17 protein-coding genes are annotated in these 19,776 nt (G+C 68.7%); 7 read left to right on the top strand and 10 right to left on the bottom strand.

Features of this window, described 5'->3' with window-relative positions:
- Window positions 1–9 precede the first annotated feature (9 nt).
- A complete protein-coding gene (locus ACQCSX_RS11280; RefSeq protein WP_427015414.1) occupies window positions 10–801 on the top strand; it encodes a VOC family protein in 792 nt (263 codons plus the stop codon).
- Window positions 802–930: 129 nt separating this feature from the next.
- Here ACQCSX_RS11280 and ACQCSX_RS11285 read toward each other — a convergent pair whose 3' ends face one another.
- The 5 genes from ACQCSX_RS11285 to ACQCSX_RS11305 all read right to left on the bottom strand — a co-directional run bounded on the left by ACQCSX_RS11285 (window position 931) and on the right by ACQCSX_RS11305 (window position 5,820).
- Window positions 931–1,605, bottom strand: coding sequence for a response regulator (locus tag ACQCSX_RS11285; protein ID WP_427015415.1), 675 nt, complete (start codon window positions 1,603–1,605; stop codon window positions 931–933).
- Between the two features lie 49 nt (window positions 1,606–1,654).
- Complete coding sequence (locus ACQCSX_RS11290; RefSeq protein WP_427015416.1) at window positions 1,655–2,914, bottom strand: sensor histidine kinase; 1,260 nt, start codon at window positions 2,912–2,914, stop codon at window positions 1,655–1,657.
- Window positions 2,907–3,536 carry a histidine phosphatase family protein gene (locus ACQCSX_RS11295; protein WP_427015417.1) on the bottom strand — a complete coding sequence of 210 codons (630 nt, stop codon included), beginning with the start codon at window positions 3,534–3,536 and terminating at the stop codon, window positions 2,907–2,909. The genes ACQCSX_RS11290 and ACQCSX_RS11295 overlap by 8 nt, the downstream gene beginning before the upstream one ends.
- Window positions 3,537–3,581: 45 nt before the next feature.
- Complete coding sequence (gene htpX, locus ACQCSX_RS11300) at window positions 3,582–4,451, bottom strand: zinc metalloprotease HtpX (RefSeq protein ID WP_427015418.1); 870 nt, start codon at window positions 4,449–4,451, stop codon at window positions 3,582–3,584.
- Window positions 4,452–4,548: 97 nt separating this feature from the next.
- Window positions 4,549–5,820: an MFS transporter gene (locus ACQCSX_RS11305; RefSeq protein ID WP_427015419.1), complete on the bottom strand. Its 1,272-nt coding sequence runs from the start codon at window positions 5,818–5,820 to the stop codon at window positions 4,549–4,551.
- Between the two features lie 213 nt (window positions 5,821–6,033).
- Here ACQCSX_RS11305 and ACQCSX_RS11310 point away from each other — a divergent pair, with 213 nt between their 5' ends.
- The 3 genes from ACQCSX_RS11310 to ACQCSX_RS11320 all read left to right on the top strand — a co-directional run bounded on the left by ACQCSX_RS11310 (window position 6,034) and on the right by ACQCSX_RS11320 (window position 8,864).
- Window positions 6,034–6,462 (top strand): Fur family transcriptional regulator, encoded by a 429-nt coding sequence (locus ACQCSX_RS11310; protein ID WP_427015420.1) that lies wholly within the window; start codon window positions 6,034–6,036, stop codon window positions 6,460–6,462.
- 95 nt (window positions 6,463–6,557) lie between these two features.
- Window positions 6,558–7,997: a catalase gene (locus tag ACQCSX_RS11315; RefSeq protein WP_427015421.1), complete on the top strand. Its 1,440-nt coding sequence runs from the start codon at window positions 6,558–6,560 to the stop codon at window positions 7,995–7,997.
- Between the two features lie 231 nt (window positions 7,998–8,228).
- A complete protein-coding gene (locus tag ACQCSX_RS11320) occupies window positions 8,229–8,864 on the top strand; it encodes a DUF2461 domain-containing protein (protein WP_427015422.1) in 636 nt (211 codons plus the stop codon).
- Between the two features lie 76 nt (window positions 8,865–8,940).
- Here the strand turns inward: ACQCSX_RS11320 and ACQCSX_RS11325 are convergent, their stop codons facing one another.
- Window positions 8,941–10,479, bottom strand: coding sequence for an APC family permease (locus ACQCSX_RS11325; protein WP_427015423.1), 1,539 nt, complete (start codon window positions 10,477–10,479; stop codon window positions 8,941–8,943).
- 229 nt (window positions 10,480–10,708) lie between these two features.
- Entirely contained in the window at window positions 10,709–12,136 is a 1,428-nt protein-coding gene (locus ACQCSX_RS11330; protein ID WP_427015424.1) for an FAD-dependent oxidoreductase, read from the bottom strand.
- A gap of 220 nt (window positions 12,137–12,356) precedes the next feature.
- On the opposite strand from ACQCSX_RS11330, the gene rarD reads away from it, so the two are divergent.
- The gene (gene rarD / locus ACQCSX_RS11335) at window positions 12,357–13,337 is read left to right on the top strand and encodes an EamA family transporter RarD (protein ID WP_427015425.1); all 981 of its coding nucleotides are present in this window, start codon (window positions 12,357–12,359) and stop codon (window positions 13,335–13,337) included.
- Between the two features lie 167 nt (window positions 13,338–13,504).
- Window positions 13,505–14,752 (top strand): dihydrolipoyl dehydrogenase family protein, encoded by a 1,248-nt coding sequence (locus ACQCSX_RS11340; RefSeq protein ID WP_427015426.1) that lies wholly within the window; start codon window positions 13,505–13,507, stop codon window positions 14,750–14,752.
- A 336-nt stretch (window positions 14,753–15,088) separates the two neighbouring features.
- Here ACQCSX_RS11340 and ACQCSX_RS11345 read toward each other — a convergent pair whose 3' ends face one another.
- Window positions 15,089–15,958 carry a universal stress protein gene (locus tag ACQCSX_RS11345; RefSeq protein ID WP_427015427.1) on the bottom strand — a complete coding sequence of 290 codons (870 nt, stop codon included), beginning with the start codon at window positions 15,956–15,958 and terminating at the stop codon, window positions 15,089–15,091.
- Window positions 15,959–16,306: 348 nt separating this feature from the next.
- On the opposite strand from ACQCSX_RS11345, the gene ACQCSX_RS11350 reads away from it, so the two are divergent.
- On the top strand, window positions 16,307–16,777 hold the full coding sequence (locus tag ACQCSX_RS11350; protein WP_427015428.1) for a hypothetical protein: 471 nt from the start codon (window positions 16,307–16,309) through the stop codon (window positions 16,775–16,777).
- A 105-nt stretch (window positions 16,778–16,882) separates the two neighbouring features.
- On the opposite strand, the gene gabT is transcribed toward ACQCSX_RS11350, so the two are convergent.
- Both gabT and ACQCSX_RS11360 read right to left on the bottom strand, forming a co-directional pair.
- Entirely contained in the window at window positions 16,883–18,247 is a 1,365-nt protein-coding gene (gabT, locus tag ACQCSX_RS11355; RefSeq protein ID WP_427015429.1) for a 4-aminobutyrate--2-oxoglutarate transaminase, read from the bottom strand.
- 84 nt (window positions 18,248–18,331) lie between these two features.
- Window positions 18,332–19,762, bottom strand: coding sequence for a gamma-aminobutyraldehyde dehydrogenase (locus tag ACQCSX_RS11360; RefSeq protein WP_427015430.1), 1,431 nt, complete (start codon window positions 19,760–19,762; stop codon window positions 18,332–18,334).
- Between the last annotated feature and the right edge of the window lie 14 nt (window positions 19,763–19,776).

A 19,776-nucleotide genomic window follows, 5' to 3' on the forward strand; every position in this document is an offset into this window, starting at 1 on the left:
GAGCCAGCCATGCCCACACCCAACATCACCCCCGGATCCCCGTGCTGGATCGATTTGATGACCAGCGATCCGGCCAAGGCCCAGGATTTCTACACCCAACTGTTCGGGTGGACCTACGAAACCGGCGATGAAGAGAAATACGGCGGCTACATCGTCGCCTCCAAGGACGGCAAGATGGTGGCCGGCCTGATGAAGAATGACAGCCAGTCCGGCTACCCGGACGTGTGGTCCACCTACCTTCGCGTTGAGGACATCAATGCCGCATCCGAGGCCGCGGCTGCCAACGGCGGCCAGGTCTACCTGCCGCCCATGGAGGTCCCGGAGCAGGGATACATGGGCATGCTGGGCGATGCCTCCGGCGCCGCCGTTGGCCTGTGGCAGTTTGGCGGCCACACCGGCTTCCAGGTGCACGGTGAACCCGGCACCGCGGCGTGGCATGAGCTCCACACCCGCGGCTATGATGCCGCGGTGAAGTTCTACCAGGACGTGTTCGGCTGGCAGACCGAGGTGCTCAGCGACACCCCGGAGTTCCGCTATTCCACGTTGGGTTCCGGCGACGACGCCGTGGCCGGGATCTTAGATGCCTCCGCCGACCTGCCCGAGGGCGCGCCCTCCAATTGGCAGGTCTACTTTGGCGTGGACGACGCCGATGCCACGGTGGCCCAGGCCCTCGCCCTGGGCGGGCAGGTGGTGCGGGAGGCCGAGGACACCCCCTACGGCCGGCTGGCGTCGATGACCGACCCCACGGGAGCGATGTTCACGATCATGCAGCAGCCGGCCGCGGCGGCCCCGGGGGCCTAGCCGGCACCCGCCGGCACGGCACAAAGCGCACGGCGCAACGCACAAGGCACGGCGCAACGGCCGGCCGCACAGGGGTGCCGGGCCGGGCCGTCATCCTGTCCAGGGGTGCCGGGCCGGCCGCCGCCGTCCTCAGCCGGCCGGCTCCACCAGCCCGGTGTCGTAGGCCAGCACCACCGCCTGCACCCGGTCGCGCAGATCCAGCTTGCCCAGGATCTTGCTGACATGGGTCTTCACTGTCTGCTCGGCGATGAACAGCTCCGCGGCGATCTCCTGGTTGGACCGCCCCCGCCCCACCAGCGCCATGACCTCGCGCTCGCGCTCCGTCAACGCCGCCAGCCGGTCCGAGGACGGCGCGGCGCGGGGCCGGCTCTTGGCGAATTGCTCGATCAACCGCTTGGTCACCGACGGTGCCAGCAGCGCCTCGCCGGCCGCCACGATCCGCACCGCCGACACCAGCTCGTCCGCCATGGCGTCCTTGAGCAAAAAGCCGCTGGCACCCAGCCGCAGGGCGTCGTAGACGTAATCGTCCACGTCGAAGGTCGTCAGCATCAGCACGTGCGTGGCGGGGCCGCCGTCGTCGGACTGGGCGGCGAGGATCAGCTCCGCCGCGGCCAGCCCGTCCATCACGGGCATGCGCACATCCATCAGCACCACATCCGGGCGGTGCGCCGCGGCCATGGCCACGCCCTGTGCACCGTCCTCCGCCTGCCCCACCACCTCGATGTCCGGCTGCGCACCCAGCAGGGCGGCGAATCCAGCCCGCACCATGGCCTGGTCGTCCACTACTAGGACTCGAATGGTCACTGCCGTCCCTCGCCTCGGTTGCCGGGTCCGCCCCGGCGGGTGGTTGCGTTCACGCGGTGCCGCCATTGCCGGGTTCGGCCAGCGGCAGCAGCGCGCCCACCATGAACCCGCCGTCGGGAGTTGGCTCGCAGACCACACTGCCACCCACGATGGAGGCCCGCTCGCGCATGCCCACCAGACCGTGCCCGGAGGCGTGGCCGCGGTCCAGCTGCGCCATCACAGCACCCACCGCGGAGGGTCCGTTGGCCACCTCCACCGCCAGGCTGCCGCCGCGGATCGCCAGGCCCACCTGGGCCGAGGCGCCGGGAGCATGGCGGATGACGTTGCTCAGCGCCTCCTGCACAATCCGGTAGGCGGTCAGCGCAATGACCTCGCCCACGCCGTCGGGATCCAGCCGGTCCAGTCCGGTGATGCTGGCCGAAATCCCGGCCTTGGTGGCCGCGGCCACCAGCGGGCCCAGGTCCGCGAGCCCTGGCTGGGGACCCAGCTCCGGACCGGCGTCGGCATTGCGCAGGGCGCCCAGCATCGCGCGCATCTCGGACATGGCCCTGCGGGAACTGGCCGCGATGTCCTCAAACTCCGCCGCAACCTCTGGTGGCATGCCGGGGTGCCGGAAGGGCGCCGTCGTCGCCTGGACCACCACGGAGGACATACCGTGCGCCACCACATCGTGCAGCTCGCGGGCAATGCGCGTGCGCTCCTCCGCCAGCCGGCGCCGGGATTGCTCCTCGGCGCTGAGGGTGCGCTCGGCCGTCAGCTGCACCCTGATGTTCTGCCATTGCTGGGTGATCACGGAGGCCACCATCAGCCCGCCCGAGACGGCGGCGAAGACCACCACGTTGGTCTCGGTGCCCGCCGTTGCCGCGCCCGCGGTGCTGCGGTAGATGACGGCCGTCCCCACGGCCACGCTGAGCAGCCAGCCGACGGCGGCCAGCATCGCCCTGCTGCGCAGCCCTGTCATGCAGACCACCAGCACCTGCGTCACCATGGCCACCACGCTGAAGGGCATCGGGGCGGCGCCCACCGGGGTGGACACCAGCGGCATCACGGCCAGCGGCAGCAGCGAGAGCAGCATGCCCGTGGCCGGGCGCACAGCCGTCAGGGCCAGGGCCGCGGTGTGCGCGATGGCCAGCCCCAGCCCGAACCCCAGCGGCATTTGGTAGAGCGTAACGTTCAGCGGCGCCCCCACCGCCAGCAGCGCCAGGCAGGCGGCGACAAAACCCAGCCACGCCCAGCTCGTCACTTTCAACCGCGGCCGCGGCAGGGCGTTCAATTGGGCGGTGAGCTGGACCCTGCGGCTCTCAGGCATCCAGTGTCCCGTGCCCGGTCCAGTCGAGGATCTTCCACTCGCCGCCGGGAACGGGGGTGTCCATGGTGCCCTCGAGCACCACAAAGCCGGTGTTCTCCAGCATGTAGTAACGCTTGTCGGACCAATCGATGTTGGCGGAGCGGCAGCCGGCCCAGACGCGGATCATGGCGCCGTGGCTGACCATGGCCACCGTGCCGCCGTCGGCCGCTTCCTCGGCCTCGCGGACCACCTCGTCAAAGCGGGCCAGGACCTCCGCGCCGGTGTCGGCGCCGTCCATCCGGACCTCGAGGTCGCCCTGCAACCACTGGCGCACCGTGGCCAGGTAGCCCATCATGGCATCGAGGTCGCCCCGCATCTCCAGCGCGCCGGCGGCAATCTCGCGCAGCCCCGGGCGGACCTGCACCGCCAGGCCCAGGGCCTTGGCCAGCGGCGCGGCGGTCAGCTGGGTGCGGGTCAGCGTGGACGCGTACAGGGCGGTGATGCCCTCCTGCGCCAGCACGGCGGGCACCGCCTCGGCCTGCCGGAGGCCCATCGGGGTCAATTCGGCGCCGGGAAAGGCGGTGTCCAGGACGTTTTCGACGTTGGACGGCGTCTGGCCGTGCCGGATGAGGATCAATCGCATGGACCCATTCTCCCTTCCCCGTCCAGCCCGTTGCTCCCAGTTGCCTCAGGACAGCGGCCGGCCGGCCATCTTCTCCAGCCGGGCGATGCGCTTGGCCATCGGCGGGTGGGTGGCGAACAGCTTCGCGGCGCCGCCGGCCATGAACGGGTTGGCGATCATCAGGTGCGAGGTATTCACCAGGTTCTGCTCCTGCGGCAGCGGCGCGCGCTGGACCCCGCGCTCCAGCTTGGCCAGGGCCGAGGCGAGCGCCAGCGGATCGCCGGTCAGCTTCGCCCCGTCCTCGTCGGCGTCGTACTCCCGGGTCCGGCTGATGGCCAGCTGGATCATCGAGGCCGCGAGCGGGGCCAGCAGGGCCATGGCAATCATGGCGATCGGGTTGGCGTTGCGCCTGTCCCCGCCGCCAAAGAACAGCATCATCTGCGCCACCGAGGTGATCACGCCGGCGACCGCGGCCGCCACGGAGGAGGTGAGGATGTCGCGGTTGTAGACGTGCATGAGCTCGTGCCCCAACACCCCGCGCAGTTCGCGCTCGTTCAGGATGCCCAGGATGCCCACGGTGCAGCAGACGGCGGCGTTTTGCGGGTTGCGGCCGGTGGCGAAGGCGTTCGGGGCCTGCGTGGGCGAGATGTAGATGGCCGGCATGGGCTGCTTGGCCCGGGTCGAGAGCTCGCGCACGATGGCGTAGATGGCAGGGGCCTGGGCCTCGGTCACGGGGTACGCCTGCATGGACCGGATGGCGATGTTGCCCGAATTCCAGTAGCCGTACGCGGTGGTGCCGACGCCGATCAGGGCGAAGATCCACAGCGGCGCGGCGCTGGAGGTGCTGTTGGCAATGATGCCGCCGATCCCCAGCAGCACCGCCCAGAGCACGCCAAAAAGGGCCGCCGTCTTCAAGCCGTTGTAATGCTGGTGCACCGTTCCTGCTCTCCTTACCCACACCCCGCTGCGGGGTTACTAGGGAAACGTCTAGGCCGCCACAGGTGTTCCCGGGGCGGCGTTGGTCCATGCTGGGCTAGGGGACGGGGTGCCGCGCGTCGTAGTGCAGGAACCCGGGCTGCAGCCGGGCCATCACCCAGACCGCCACAATGCACAGGGCACCCCCGACGACGGCGGCCATCCCCTCGCCGAGCCACTGGCCGGTGCCGCCGGAGTACAGGTCGCCGAGCCGCGGGCCGCCGGCCACCACCACGATGAAGATGCCCTGCAGGCGTCCACGCAGGTGGTCAGGGGTGGCCGATTGCAGGATGGTCGAGCGGAACACGGCGCTGACGGAATCGGCGACGCCGGCCACCACCAGGGCGGCCACAGCACCGACAATCCAGGGCGAGACGCCGCCGTCGTTCTGCTGCCCGCCGGCCAGCACGGCCCCGCCCATGGCCGAAATGGCCGCGCCCCACAGGGTGATGCTCCAGACCACGGCCAGCCCCTGCCGGCGCACGCTCCCCAGCGGACCGGAGAACAGCGCGGCCAGAAAGGAACCCGCCGCGATCGCCGCCAGCAGGATGCCCGCGGTGGAGGCGCCACCGCCCAGCCACACCGCGCCGATGGCCGGCAGCAGGGCCCGGGGCATGGCAAAGACCATGGCGCACAGGTCCACCAGGAAGGTCATCCGCACGTTCTTGCGCGTGCCCAGGAACCGGAAGCCCTCCAGTACCGAGCGCAGCCCGGCCTTGTGCACCGCCCCCTCCGGCGGCATGGGCGGCAGCTTCAGCAGCGCCCAGAGCGAGGCCATGAAGGTCAGCACGTCCACCGTGTAGGTCCAGCCGTAGCCGATGCCTGCCACGAGCACGCCCGCCAGCAGGGGGCCCAGCGTGGTGCCCAGGCCAAAGACGATCATGCTCAGCGCGTTGGCCGCGGGCAGCAGCTCCTTGCGCACCAGACGCGGAATGATGGCGCTGCGGGCGGACTGGTTGATGCCCCCGGCCCCGGACTGGATGGCCACCAGTACGTACAGCAGCCAAATGTTGTCCAGCCCCAGCCAGGCCTGGACGGCGATCACGATGGTCACCAGCCAGAGCACCAGAGAACTGGCCAGGGCCACCGTGCGGCGGTCGCGGGCGTCCACCACCGAGCCGCCGTACAGGCCCGCCACCACCAGCGGCACCAGGGCGAAGATGCCCAACAGGCCCACGGACCAGGTGGACTGGCTCAGGTGGTAGATCTGCAGGCTGACGGCGACGACGGTGAGCTGGGTGCCGATCGATGACAGCGCCGTCCCCAGCCACATCCGCCGGAAGTCGGGGCTTTCGCGCAGCGGGGTGGTGTCAGCCAGGAGTTTTTGCACCGCCCCAGCCTATCGGGGCTGCACCGGCGCCCGACGGCGGGACCGCCACCTCCGCGGACGCGCCGGGCGGGGCCGGCAATCTGTAGCGCAGCTCGCGTGGCCTTGGTCCACTGAAGGTCGCGGCATCTGCGCCGCAGATGGCCGCCGCGCGCCGACACGCCGCTTAGGCCGCCCTTATTGTGAATTACTCAGGATAAATGGTTGACTGGTGCCATGACCACCATGGAGCACACCGAGGCAGGCTGGGCGGCGCAGTTGCACTCCCACGACCGCCGGGTGACCAAGCAGCGCCTGGCGGTGCTTGACGCCGTCGAGCACCTCCCGCACGCCACGGCCGACGCCGTCGCCGAGGCCGCCCGCGGCCAGCTGCCGGCGCTGACCCTCCAGTCCGTCTACGTGGTCCTGTCCGACCTCACCGAGCTGGGCATGCTGCGCCGGATCGAGCCGCCCAACTCCCCCGCCCGGTACGAGACGCGTACCGGGGACAACCACCACCACGCCGTCTGCACCGGCTGCGGAAAGATCGAGGACGTGGACTGCGCCGTCGGCCACGCCCCCTGCCTGACGCCCAGCAGCTCCACCATGACCATCAAGGTTGCCGACGTCCTGTACCAGGGCATCTGCAGCGACTGCGCCCCCTAGATTTCCGCCGGCGCGGCACGGGGCCTCCCCTGCCGCCGCCGTCGGACCGCCCCTTGCGGGCACCACCAGCCAAGAAACCCAACAACAGGAGAATCATGACTGCCCATTCCACAACCCAGTCCGGTGCCCCCGTCACCTCAGACGCCCACTCCCAGTCCACCGGTGCCGACGGAGCCATCGCACTGACTGACCACTACCTGGTGGAGAAGTTGGCCCAGTTCAACCGCGAGCGCGTGCCGGAGCGCGTAGTGCACGCCAAGGGTGGCGGCGCGTTCGGTACCTTCAAGACCAGCGCCGACGTCTCCGCGTACACCAAGGCAGCGCTGTTCCAGCCCGGCACCGAGACCGACATGCTGATCCGCTTCTCCTCCGTGGCCGGCGAGCAGGGCTCCCCCGACACCTGGCGCGATCCCCGCGGTTTCGCCGTGAAGTTCTACACCTCCGAGGGCAACTACGACCTCGTCGGCAACAACACCCCGGTGTTCTTCATCCGCGACGGCATCAAGTTCCCGGACTTCATCCACTCGCAGAAGCGCCTGCCGGGCTCCAACCTGCGCGACGCCGACATGCAGTGGGACTTCTGGACCCTCTCCCCCGAGTCCGCCCACCAGGTCACTTGGCTGATGGGCGACCGCGGCCTGCCGGCCTCCTGGCGCGAGATGCAGGGCTACGGCTCGCACACCTACCAGTGGATCAACGCCGCCGGCGAGCGCTTCTGGGTCAAGTACCACTTCCACACCAACCAGGGCGTGAAGGCCATGAGCGGCGAAGAGGCAGAGACCCTGGCCGGCTCCGACGCCGACTACTACATCCGCGACCTCTACACGAACATCGAGGCCGGCAACTTCCCGTCCTGGGAGCTGCACGTGCAGGTCATGCCGTACGAGGATGCCAAGGAGTACCGCTTCAACCCGTTCGACCTGACCAAGGTCTGGCCCAAGGCGGACTACCCGCTGATCCATGTGGGCACCATGACCCTGGACAAGAACCCGGAGAACTACTTCGCGCAGATCGAGCAGGCCACCTTTGCGCCGTCGAACTTCGTCCCCGGCATCGCCGCCTCCCCGGACAAGATGCTGCAGGCCCGCATCTTCTCCTACGCCGACGCACACCGCTACCGCGTGGGCACCAACCACGCCCAGCTGCCGGTGAACGCCCCGCAGAACGAGGTGCACAACTACAGCCAGAACGGCCAGGGACGCTACCACTTCAACTCCGCGTCCACCCCGGTCTACGCACCCAACTCCAAGGGCGGCGCCGCTGCCGTTGAGCCCACCACCCCCGGTGGCGGCTGGGAGAACGACGGCGCCCTGACGCTGTCCGCGCACTCCCTGCACGCCGAGGACAGCGACTTCGGCCAGGCCGGCACGCTGTACCGCGAGGTGTACGACGACGGCGCCCGCGCCCGCTTCCTGGACACCATCACCGGTGCCGTCGGCGGCGTGCAGGATGCCGACATCAAGGAGCGCGCCATCGCGTACTGGACCAACGTTGACGCCGAGCTCGGCGCCAAGCTGCGGGCCAACCTGGGCTAATCCCCAACAGGGTTTCGGCTTCGCTCAACCACCGCGGTGGTTGAGCGAAGCCGAAACCCTCGGTGCTTAAGGCCGCAACCGTACCGTTCTGCGCACCGCCAGCCTCCAGCGCTGCGCACGGGCAGCTCCTGCGCACAGTTCGCGCCGAACTCTGAGCAGCGCGGTCCGGGCGTTGTCCACAGATCCCCGGCGCCGCTGGCCTGGGGGCTGCACGCTCCGTAGGATCCATCCATGGACACATTTTCCGGGATCCCCGCAGCCGCCATCGCGTTCTATGCCGAGCTGGAGGAGAACAACAACCGGCCCTGGTGGCTGGAGCACAAGGCCGTCTACGACACCGCCGTGCGGGCGCCGTTGGAGGCCCTGTTTGCCGAGGTGGAGCCGGAGTTCGGCCCGGCGAAGATCTTCCGACCCAACCGCGACGTCCGCTTTTCGGCGGACAAGTCCCCGTACAAGACCACCCAGGGCGCCTTTGCCGCATCCCACGAGGGGCTGGGCTACTACCTGCAGATCAGCGCCGACGGCCTGCTGGTGGGCGGCGGCTACCACTCGTACTCCCCGGCGCAGCTGGCCCGGTACCGCGCCGCCGTCGACGCCCCCGCCAGCGGTGCCGCCCTGGCGGACATCGTGGCCGCCGTCGCCGGCGCCGGCTTCGGCATCGAGGGCGAGACCCTCAAGACCGTCCCCCGCGGCTTCGACAAGGACCACCCGCGCGCGGAGCTGCTCAAGCACAAATCGCTCTCCGCCTCCGTGCTGCTGGGCCAGCCGGAGTGGATGGACACTCCTGAAGCCAAGGACGAGATCGCCGCACTCTGGGTGCAGCTGCATCCATTGGTTGACTGGGTGGCAGAGCACGCGGCTCTTTAACCCAAACTGCCCCGCATCTAACGTTCGCTTGGCGGCCCAAGCGGACGTTAACTGCGGGGCAGTTGCGGGTTGAACGCTAGACGGAGTCCAGCTCCCGGACTTGGGGCTCGGAAGCGGCCGTGGCGACAGCGTCGAGCCGCGACTGGTCCTCTTCCTTGCGCAGGCGGGAGTTCCGGTAGCCGTAGGCGAAGTAGAACGCCAGGCCCGCGGCCAGCCAGATGCCGAAGAACAGCCAGGTCAGCGTAGCCAGGTTGAACATCAGGTACAGGCACAGTGCGGCGGAGAGCACCGGGATGACCGGGCCGAAAGGCACCTTGAAGGCCGGCTTGAGGTCCGGGCGCTTGCGGCGAAGCACTAGGATGCCGACGCTGACCATCACGAACGCCGACAGCGTGCCGATGTTGATCATCTCGCCCAGCAGCTCCACCGGGGTGAAGCCTGCCACCACTGCCACCACCACGCCGCAGATGATCTGCAGGCGGGCAGGGGTGCTGCGCTTGTCGCTGGTCTTGCTCAGCGAACGCGGCAGCAGGCCGTCGCGGCTCATGGCCATGGTCACGCGGGCCAGGCCCATCAGCAGCACCATGATCACCGTGGTCAGGCCGATGAGCGAGCCCAGGGAGATCACGACGACGGCCCAGTCGGCGCCGACCAAGTGGAAGGCCGTCGCCAGGGACGGGTCCTTGGTGGCCGCAAGGTCGGTGTAGGGGACCATGCCGGTGACGGCCAGCGTCACCAGGATGTACAGCACCGTGACCACGGCGAGGCCGGCGAAGATGCCGCGGGGCAGCGTCTTCTTGGGGTTCTTGACCTCCTCGGCGCTGGTGGCCACGACGTCGAATCCGATGAAGGCGAAGAACACCAGAGCGGCACCGGAGATCAGGCCGGAGAAGCCGTAGATGGAGGGGTTGGCACCGCTGAGGAAGGACAGGAACGGCTGCTCGGTCCAGGCCACGCCGGTGTTCACAGCCGGCTGCGAGGCCGGGATGAACGGCGTGTAGTTCTGGGCCTTGACGAAGAAGAAGCCCACCACAATCACAAAGAGCACGATGGCGATCTTGATGATGGTGAAGACGTTGTTGATGCGGGCCGAGAGCTTGGTGCCCAGCACCAGCACGGTGGTGAAGACCGCGACGACGATCAACGGTCCCCAGTAGACGGTCACCGGTCCCAGTGCAACCTCGGCGGGCACGTTGATGTTCACGGCCTGCAGGAAGTTGCTCAGGTATACACCCCAGTACTTGGCAATCACCGACGCTGCCATCAGCAGTTCCAGCACCAGGTTCCAGCCGATGATCCAGGCCAGGAGCTCGCCCATGGTGGCGTACGTGAAGACGTAGGCGCTGCCGGCCACCGGGATGGCCGTGGCAAATTCGGCGTAGCACATGATGGCCAGTGCACAGGTGACGGCGGCCAGCACGAACGAGATGGTGACGGCCGGGCCGGCGTTGAAGGCGGCAGCCTTGGCGCCCACGGAGAAGATTCCGGCTCCGACGGCCACGGCAATGCCCATGATCATCAGATCCCAGGTGCTCAGCGTCCGCTTGAGGGTACGTCCGGGCTCGTCCGCATCAGCGATGGAACGTTCGATGGATTTGGTGCGCAACAGGTTCATGGATTCCACTCGGCAGGGACAAGAAACTAACCCATAAACCGTAGCCGCGGGCCGTATCCGCCGTCAGCGCCGCCCAGCGAATCGTCTTACATGCTGAGACGATCAGCGCTTAATTTTTGACATCATTGTTTCCGTGCCCGTTAATTCGCAGGGTTCTGCCCCGGCGGCCGCGCGCAGACCATGCGCGCCCCGGCCCCGGACCGGGGGCCGTCGGGGCGGCCGCGCGCGCTTAGCCCCGCGAAACCTCGACCATGCCCTCACGCGGAACCACCTTCACGCGCTCGCGCACCGGTCCGCCGTCGTGCTCCGCGGTCCACGCGGTGCCGAGGGACTTTTCGTGCTCGTCCAGCTTCAGCCAGCCCTCCCACGTGGTGTAGTCCACGCCGCGGGATTCGAGCAGCTTGATGACCTCGTCCTCGTCCGGGCGCTCGGCGGCGGGCAGGCTGAGCCGGTCCTCCAGCAGGCAGCCAATGGTCTCCAGGGCATCGCCCTTGGTGTGGCCGATCAGGCCCACCGGGCCGCGCTTGATCCAGCCGGTGGCGTAGATGCCCGGCACCGGGTTGCCGTCGGCGTCGAGCACGCGGCCGGCGACGTTGGGCACCACGCCGCGCTTGGCGTCGAACTCGAGCTCGGGCAGCTCGGAGCCGAAGTAGCCGATCGAGCGGTAGACGGCCTGGACCGGGTAGTCCACAAACTCGCCGGTGCCGCGGACGTTGCCCGTGCCGTCGAGTTCATTGCGCTCAAAGCGCATGCCCGTGACCTTGCCGTCGTCGCCGGTGATCTCCACCGGCGTGTGCAGGAAGTGCAGGTGCAGCCGGCGGGAGGACGTGCCGTGCGGCGAATCCGAATGGTGTTCGGGCTGCTCCACCAGCCAGTTGGTCAGCGTGTTGACCATCGTCTTGACCTGGTTGTTGGTCCGGATCGCCTCGTCCGAGGCAGCATCGAACTCGAAGTCCTCCGGGTACAGGACGATGTCGACATCGTTGGAGTGGCTCAGCTCGCGCAGCTCCAGCGGGGTGAACTTCACCTGGGCGGGGCCTCGGCGGCCAAAGACGTGCACATCCGTCACCGGAGACTTCTTGAGCCCGGCGTAGACGTTGTCCGGAATCTCGGTGACGAGTAGGTCATCGGCATGCTTGGAGAGCATGCGGGCCACGTCCAGGGCCACGTTGCCGTTGCCGATCACGGCGATTTCCTGGGCCTCCAGCGGCCACTCGCGCGAAACGTCCGGGTGCCCGTCGTACCAGGAGACGAAGTCCGCGCCGCCGTAGGAGCCGTCCAGCTCGACGCCCGGAATGTCCAGGTTCGCATCCTTGATGGCGCCGGTGGCGAAGATGACGGCGTCGTAGAAGGAGCGGATGTCGCTCAGGCTGAGGTCGCGCCCGAACGTGACGTTGCCCAGAAAGCGGATGTCGCCGCGGTCCAGCACCTTGTGCAGGGCGTTCACGATGCCCTTGATGCGCGGGTGGTCCGGGGCCACACCGTAGCGGATCAGGCCGTACGGGGCGGGGTAGGACTCAAACAGGTCAATGCTGACCTCAACGTCGCCGCCCGCCACCTCTTGCGATTTGGTCAGGATGTCGGCGGCATAGACGCCGGCGGGACCAGAGCCAATGATGGCAACGCGGAACGGGCGGGCGGATGTCGAGCTAGACAAGGGGGAGTCCTTCCGAACTGTTGGGTCCCGGCGCAGCGCCGGGGCCAAATCAGATGCGCCGCGGGGTTTGGCCTGCGGCACCAGCACCCAGTCTAGATTGTCTGTCCGGACCCGCGCCAAGCACGGCGGGAATCCATCCGGCCACTCCGGCGCCGGAACAAGCACAAACGTGCCACTCCTCACAGGGTGGCTCTGGAATAGCCCTCTTGCCGGTGCTGTTATGTTTCGTGTGTCGACCAGCGAAAAAGCCCTAGCAACCACATCCCTCAAACCAGCCAAGGGTCCGCGCAGCGAATCCAGCACGGGGGTGCTCTACGGCATCGGCGCCTACGGCATCTGGGGCCTGCTGCCCATCTACTTTGCCCTGCTGATCCCCGCCACTGCCGTGGAGATCGTCGCCAACCGTGTGGTCTTCTCGCTGGTCTTCTGTGCCCTGTTGCTCACCGCCACCCGCGGCTGGCGCAAGTTTGCCGACGCCGTCCGGGACCCCAAGGTGCTCGGCGTCCTCGCCCTGGCCGCGGTGCTGATCGCCATCAACTGGCTCACCTACACCTATGGCATCACCACCGGGCACGCCATTGAGGCCTCACTGGGCTACTTCATCAATCCGCTGGTCTCCGTGCTGCTGGGCGTGCTGGTCCTGAAGGAAAAGCTCCGCCCGCTGCAGTGGGCCGCCATGGCCACCGGCTTCACCGCCGTCGTCGTGCTCACCATCGGCTACGGCCAGCTGCCCTGGATCGCTCTGGTGCTGGCCTTCAGCTTTGGCCTCTACGGCTTCGTGAAGAAGAAGGTGGGTTCCAAGGTGGACGCCACCTCCAGCCTGAGCATTGAGACGGCTGTCCTGGCCCCGTTCGCCGCCGTGACCATGGTGGCCATGGGCGCCACCGGCGTGGCCACCCTGGGTGCCGAGGGGCCTGGCCACTTCTGGCTGATGGTCTCCTCCGGCGTGATCACCGCCGTGCCGCTGGTTTGGTTCGGCGCTTCCGCCAGCCGGCTGCCGATGACCACCCTCGGCCTGCTGCAGTACTTTGCCCCGGTGCTGCAGTTCATCATCGCCATCACCATCTTGGGCGAGCACATGGGCTTTGAGCAGTGGGTGGGCTTCTTCATCGTCTGGCTGGCCCTGGCCCTGCTGACCCTCGACATGCTGCGCGGCTTCCGCCGGACGGTTTTGCTGCGCCGGGCCGCCGTTCCGGCCTAGCGCCGTCGCGTTCTCCCCCCACGTCGCTGCGCTCGATTGGGGCCCCTCGGGCGCTAGCGCCGTTGCACCCTCCCCAATCTCGCTGCGCTCGATTGGGGCCCCTCGGGCGCTAGGCTGAGGCGCACCGGTCCATGCGGTCCGGCTCCCGGATGTGTAAGGACCTTGGCATGAGCGTCGAAGACTTTGATCTGTTGGTGGTCGGTGGCGGCAACGCCGGGAAGTCGCTGGCGATGGACCTGGCCGCCGCCGGGCAGTCCGTGGCGATGGTGGAGCGCGGCATGATCGGCGGCACCTGCATCAACGTCGCCTGCATCCCCACCAAGACGGTGGTCAACAGCGCCCGCCTGCGCGCCACCATGCGCCGCGCCGCCTCCTTCGGGATCACCGGGGCCGACGCTCCTGCGGTTGACGTGGATCTGCTGCGCGCCCGCAAGGAGGACGTGGTGGGCACCATGGTGGCCGGGCAGCGCAAATCCTTCCTGGCCTCGGGCATGGATCTGGTCATTGGCACGGCCCGTTTTGTGGCTGAAAAGACCGTGGAGGTGGAGCTCGACGACGGCGGCCGGCGCACGCTGCGCGGCACCAACGTGGTGGTCAACACCGGCATGGTCCCGTTCCACCCGCCCATCCCCGGGCTCGCCGAGGCCAAGGTGCTCGACAGCAACACCATCCTGGCCCTGCGATCGCTGCTGGCCACCATGGGCGTTTCAGTCACCGTCATCCAGCGCGGGTCCTCGCTACTCCCCCGTGAGGATGCCGACGTGGCGCAGGCGGTGGAGGATGGTTTCCGCGCCGCCGGCATCGAGGTGCTGCTGGGCGAGGAGGCGGTGGCCGTGGCCCGCGCCGCCGATGGCACCGTGACAGCCACGCTGGCCTCCGGCCGCACGGCCACGCCGGATGAATTGCTGGTGGCGGTGGGCCGGACCCCCGCAACAGCGGACCTGGGCCCGGCGGCGGCGGGCATTGGCCTGGACGCCCGCGGCTTCATCGAGGTTGACGAGCACCTGCGTGCCACCGCCGACGGCGTCTGGGCTGCCGGCGATGTGGCGGGCACCGCGCAGTTCACCCACGCCTCCTGGAACGACTACCGCATCCTCAAGGCGAACCTGGCCGGCGGATCGCTGAGCACCCGGGACCGGCTGATCCCCTATTGCGTCTTCACCACCCCCGAGCTGGGCCGCGTGGGCCTGTCCGAGGCCCAGGCCCGGGATGCGGGGCTGGACATCCGCGTGGCGAAGATGCCCGTGGCCGCCATCCCGCGGGCCCGCACCGTCGGGGAGCTCGACGGCGTCTGGAAGGCCGTCGTCGAACGCGGCACGGACAAGATCCTGGGCGCCGCGCTGCTGGGCCACGAATCCAGCGAGGCCATCGCCGTCGTGCAGATGGCCATGCTGGGCGGGCTGGCCTACCACTAGGTGCGTGACGCCGTCATCAGCCACCCCACCATGGCCGAGGGCCTGCAGCTGCTCTTCAGCGACGCCTTCCTCCAGGCCTAGGCGCACCGTTCTGCGCAACGCCGGCCGGCAACGGTGCGCAGGGCAGCCCCTGCGCACCGTTGCCGCCGAACTCCGCGCGGGGCGGTCTGGGCCCACGGCCGCGAGGGCCCCGGCACGAGCCTGCGAATGGCGGGGCGGTCTGGGCCCACGGCCGCGAGGGCCCCGGCACGAGCCTGCGAATGGCGGGGCGGTCTGGGCCCACGGCCGCGAGGGCCCCGGCACGAGCCTGCGAATGGCGGGAGCGGCCGGGGAGTCTCAGTCGTCGAGCTGCTCGTAGTCCCGCGGAACCACCACCATCGGCACCGGCAGTGCGCGCAGGATCTTGTTCGCCGTCGGGCCCAGGAAGATCTTGTTGTTCTCCGCCAGCCGGCTGGAGCCTACGATCACCAGCTCGCCGGCCTTCCAGCCGATGGAATCGATGGCCTCCTCGATGCTGCGCCCGTGTGCCACTGCGACTGTGCCGACACCCTCCGGCAGCGTGGCGGCCGCCTCGGCCAGGGCGGTTTTGGCGTGTTGGCGGGCCGGGCTGAGCGGATTGTCGAGGTCGTACTCGTCCTGTTCCAGCTGGTCGAGTTCCAGGATGGACACCAGCCGGAGCGGCACATGGCGCCGGCCGGCCGAATGCACGCCCACCTTGACCACTGCCCGCCAACCCTCGCGCGTGCCAGTCATGACCGTCAGCCGGCTCAGCGCGCCCTTGCGGTTGTAGCCGCGCGGGGCCAGGGCCACCGGCACCGGAGACGCATGCAGCAGTGCGTTGGCCACGCTGCCCACAGTGAAGCGTTTGAACAGTCCGTGCCGCGAGGCACCCACCACGATCAGGCCGGCGGAGAACTCCGTGGCGGCCGCGATCAGACCGGATGCCAGGGAATCGGCCTCGCGCACATGGAAGGTGGCGTCCACGCCGAGCGGTACGAGCCGCAGGGCCTCGGCCTTGGCACTCTCGACACGCTGTTTGGCGGCTTCAATCCTGGTCAGGTCCGGGTTCATGGACGCATGGGGTGCGTTCTTGGCGACGACATGGACCACGTCCAGGGTGGCCCCTTGGGTCTTGGCTATCACGGCTGCGAGGGCAATCGCGTCCGCACCGCGCTCATCATGCCTGAATCCAACTACGTATCGCATATCTTCAACCCTTCTTCGGGTTCGAGGCTGCACGCCGAGACCACCGTGCTGCAGCGCTGGAGCATTGGTAGCTCAGACTCTACAGCCGCCTTCCCGGGCCGTCTAAGGTCCCGGTGCCCGGATCGCTTGACTCCCCGGGCGCGGGAGGCCCCAGCTCCGCTCGACCAGCGTCCTCGGTGATCGACCAAGGCCGCTTGCGGCCGCGCGGAGATCCGGCAGTGTGGAGATCCGGGCGGGCCGGCCATGTCCCCGGCCCCGCCGTCGGGCTTAAGATCGAAGCAGCATCGGCGCGGGGCGGGCGGCGGACGCACCGCCGGCGGCCGGCCGCAGACTGGCAGGAGAGAGCCCATGGGCGACGAAGCCGACGTCCGGCAGCAGCTGTCCGCACGCGTCGCAGCGCGCCGGGCAAACCTTTCGGCATTCCTCAAACGCGCCAGGCCCCGGCGGAACCGCTTGGCCAACCTCAGTGTTGCCGGCAGCGCCGTCGCCGCCGTGATGACGGCCGGGCCGGCGCTGGGTGGAAAGTCATTCACTGCCACCGTGCAGGGCAGCCTCGGCATCGAGGACAGCTCCACGGTGTGGCGGGTCCTCTGCCTGGTGGCGCTGCTGGTGTCGGTGGCAGCGGCCGTGGCCACCAACCTCAGCAAATCCCGCGATCTGGACGGGCGCGTCACAGCCGCCGAGACCTGCAACGCGGAGCTGGAGGGGTTGGAAACCATGCTGGAGTTCGGGCAGCTGCCGCTCCAGGACGCCGTCAAGCTCTACCAGCAGTACGTCGCCAAGGTCCCCTTCGTGGACGAGGCAGCCCCTGCCGGCTGACGGGCCGGACAAAACCCGCGGGGGCTGGACACAAAACGACCCCGCCGCACGGACCAGCAGCGGGCAGCATCTGGTCCGTGCGGCGGGGCCGCAGTATGGGGGGTGTTACTTGACGGCGGCGCGGATGGCGTCGCAGAGCACGTCCAGGCCGTCGTTGAGCAGCTCGTCGGAGATGACCAGCGGGGGCAGCAGGCGGACCACGTTGCCGTAGGTGCCGCAGGTCAGGATGATGACGCCGGCCCCGAGGCAGGCGGCCGCGATGGCCTTGGTGTCCTCGGCGTTGGCTTCCTTGGTGGTGGCAGCCGTGCCCGGCTTGACCAGCTCGATGGCCACCATGGCGCCGCGGCCGCGGAACTCGCCGATGATGTTGTTCTCGCCCAGCTCCTCGGCGAGGGCCGCCATGCGGTCGCCCACGATCTTCTCGATGTTCTGCGCACGGGCGTTCAGGTCGAACTCGCGCATCGAGGTGATCGCGGCCAGCGCGGCGGCGCAGGCCACCGGGTTGCCACCGTAGGTCCCGCCCAGGCCGCCCGGGTGGACGGCGTCGAGCAGGTCGGCGCGGCCCGTGATGGCCGAGAGCGGCATGCCGCCACCGATGCCCTTGGCCATGGTGATGATGTCCGGAACAACGCCCTCGTGCTCGGAGGCGAACCAGGCGCCGGTGCGGCAGAAGCCGGACTGGACCTCGTCGGCGATGAAGACGACGCCGTTGTCCTTGGCCCAGGCGGCCAGGGTCGGCAGGAAGCCCTCGGCCGGGACGATGAAGCCGCCCTCGCCCTGGATCGGTTCGATCACGATGGCGGCCACGGACTCGGAACCGATCTGCTTCTCAATCATGGTGATGGCGCGCTGGGCGGCCTCTTCACCCTTGATCTCGGTGGCTTCGCGGAAGGGGTAGCTCATCGGCACGCGGTAGATCTCCGGTGCGAACGGGCCGAAGTTGGTCTTGTACGGCATGGCCTTGGCGGTCAGTGCCATGGTCAGGTTGGTGCGGCCGTGGTAGGCGTGGTCGAAGGCGACGATGGCGTCGCGGTCGGTGGCCAGGCGGGCCACCTTGATGGCGTTCTCCACGGCCTCGGCGCCTGAGTTGAACAGCACCGTGCGCTTCTCGTGGTCGCCCGGGGTGAGCTGGTTCAGCTCCTCGGCGACGGCGATGTAGCCCTCGTACGGGGTGACCATGAAGCAGGTGTGGGTGAAGTGCGCGGCCTGCTCCTGCACGGCGGCGACGACGGCGGCGTCGGAGGCGCCGACGCTGGTCACGGCAATGCCCGAACCCAGGTCGATGAAGGAGTTGCCGTCAACGTCCTTGATGATGCCGCCGTCGGCGTCCTGGACGTACACCGGCACGGAGGAGGCCACGCCGCCGGCGACCACCGACTTGCGGCGCTCGTTCAGAGCCGCGGACTTCGGACCCGGGAACGCCCCGAGGATCGCCCGCTTCTGCTCGAGACGGTACTGGATTTCTGCCATGGTTCTACCTTTCAAAAATGCTGTGTGGGGGGCCGCGCCGGGGCCGGAGCCCTGGCGCAAGTGTTGTGGAGTGGGGGCCGGCGCCTACGCGTCCAGCGAGCTCATCACGTGCTTGATGCGGGTGTAGTCCTCGACGCCGTACATCGAGAGGTCCTTGCCGTAGCCGGACTGCTTGAAACCGCCGTGCGGCATCTCGGCGGTCAGCATGATGTGGGTGTTGATCCACACCGCACCGAAGTCCAGGTCGCGGGAGACGCGCATGGCCACACCGTGGTTGGCGGTCCAGACGCTGGAAGCGAGCGCGTATTCGACGTCGTTGGCCATTTCCACGGCCTCTTCCTCGGTCTTGAACGTCTGCACGGTCAGGACCGGGCCGAAGGTCTCGTCCTGGACGATGGAGTCCGTCTGCTTCACGCCGTCGACAATGGTGGGCTCGAAGAAGAAGCCCTTGTCGCCGGCGCGGTGGCCGCCGGTGACCACCGTGGCGTACTCGGGGATGTTCTCCACCACCTTGCAGACCTGGTTGAAGTGGTTGATGTTGTTCAGCGGGCCAAAGTAGTTCTGGCTGTCGTCCTGGTGGCCGGTCTCCAGCCCCTTGGCGGCGGTGGCCAGTGCTGCCACGAGCTCGTCGTGGGCGGATTCCTCCACCAGCACGCGGGTGATAGCGGTGCAGTCCTGGCCGGCGTTGAAGAACGCGAACTCGGCGATGGACTGGGCCGTCTTGCCCAGGTCCGCGTCGGCGAACACGATGGCCGGGGCCTTGCCGCCCAGCTCCAGGTGCGCACGCTTGAGGCCCTCGGCGGCACCCTTGGCGACGGCGATGCCGGCCCGGACGGAGCCGGTGATGGACACCATGGAGGGGACCTTGTGCGCCACCATGGCGGCACCGGTGCCGCCGTTGCCCAGGATCACGTTCAGCACGCCGGCGGGCAGGATGTCCTTGGCGATGTCGGCCAGCACCAGGGTGCTTTCCGGCGTGGTGTCGGAGGGCTTGAGCACAATGGTGTTGCCCGCGGCCAGCGCCGGGCCGATCTTCCAGATGCCCATCAGGAACGGGTAGTTCCAGGGCGCAACCTGGGCGATGACGCCCACGGGTTCGCGGCGGATGTAGGAGGTAAAGCCGTCCATGTACTCGCCGGCGGACTTGCCCTCGAACAGCCGGGCGGCACCGGCAAAGAAGCGCAGCTGGTCAGCCCCGGCGGCAACTTCCTCGCTGGCAATCATGGCCTTGACCTGTCCGGTGTTGCGGTGCTGGGCCTCAACGAGTTCATCGCTGCGGGCCTCGATGGCGTCGGCCAGTTTCAGCAGCATCGCCTGGCGGTCCCGGGGCGTGACGCGCTTGAAGGTCTTGAAGGCGGCGGCAGCGGCGGCCATGGCAGCGTCAATGTCGCCCTGGCTGGAGATGGGCGCCTTTGCCACAACCTCGCCATTGGTGGGATTGACGATGTCCAGCGACTCGGTCCCGGTGGCGGGGACGAACTCGCCGTTGATGAAATTCTGCAGGGTCTGGACCACTGTGGACGTTCCTC

It is taken from the genome of Pseudarthrobacter sp. P1, assembly GCF_050156935.1.
Classification (GTDB): Bacteria; Actinomycetota; Actinomycetes; order Actinomycetales; family Micrococcaceae; genus Specibacter.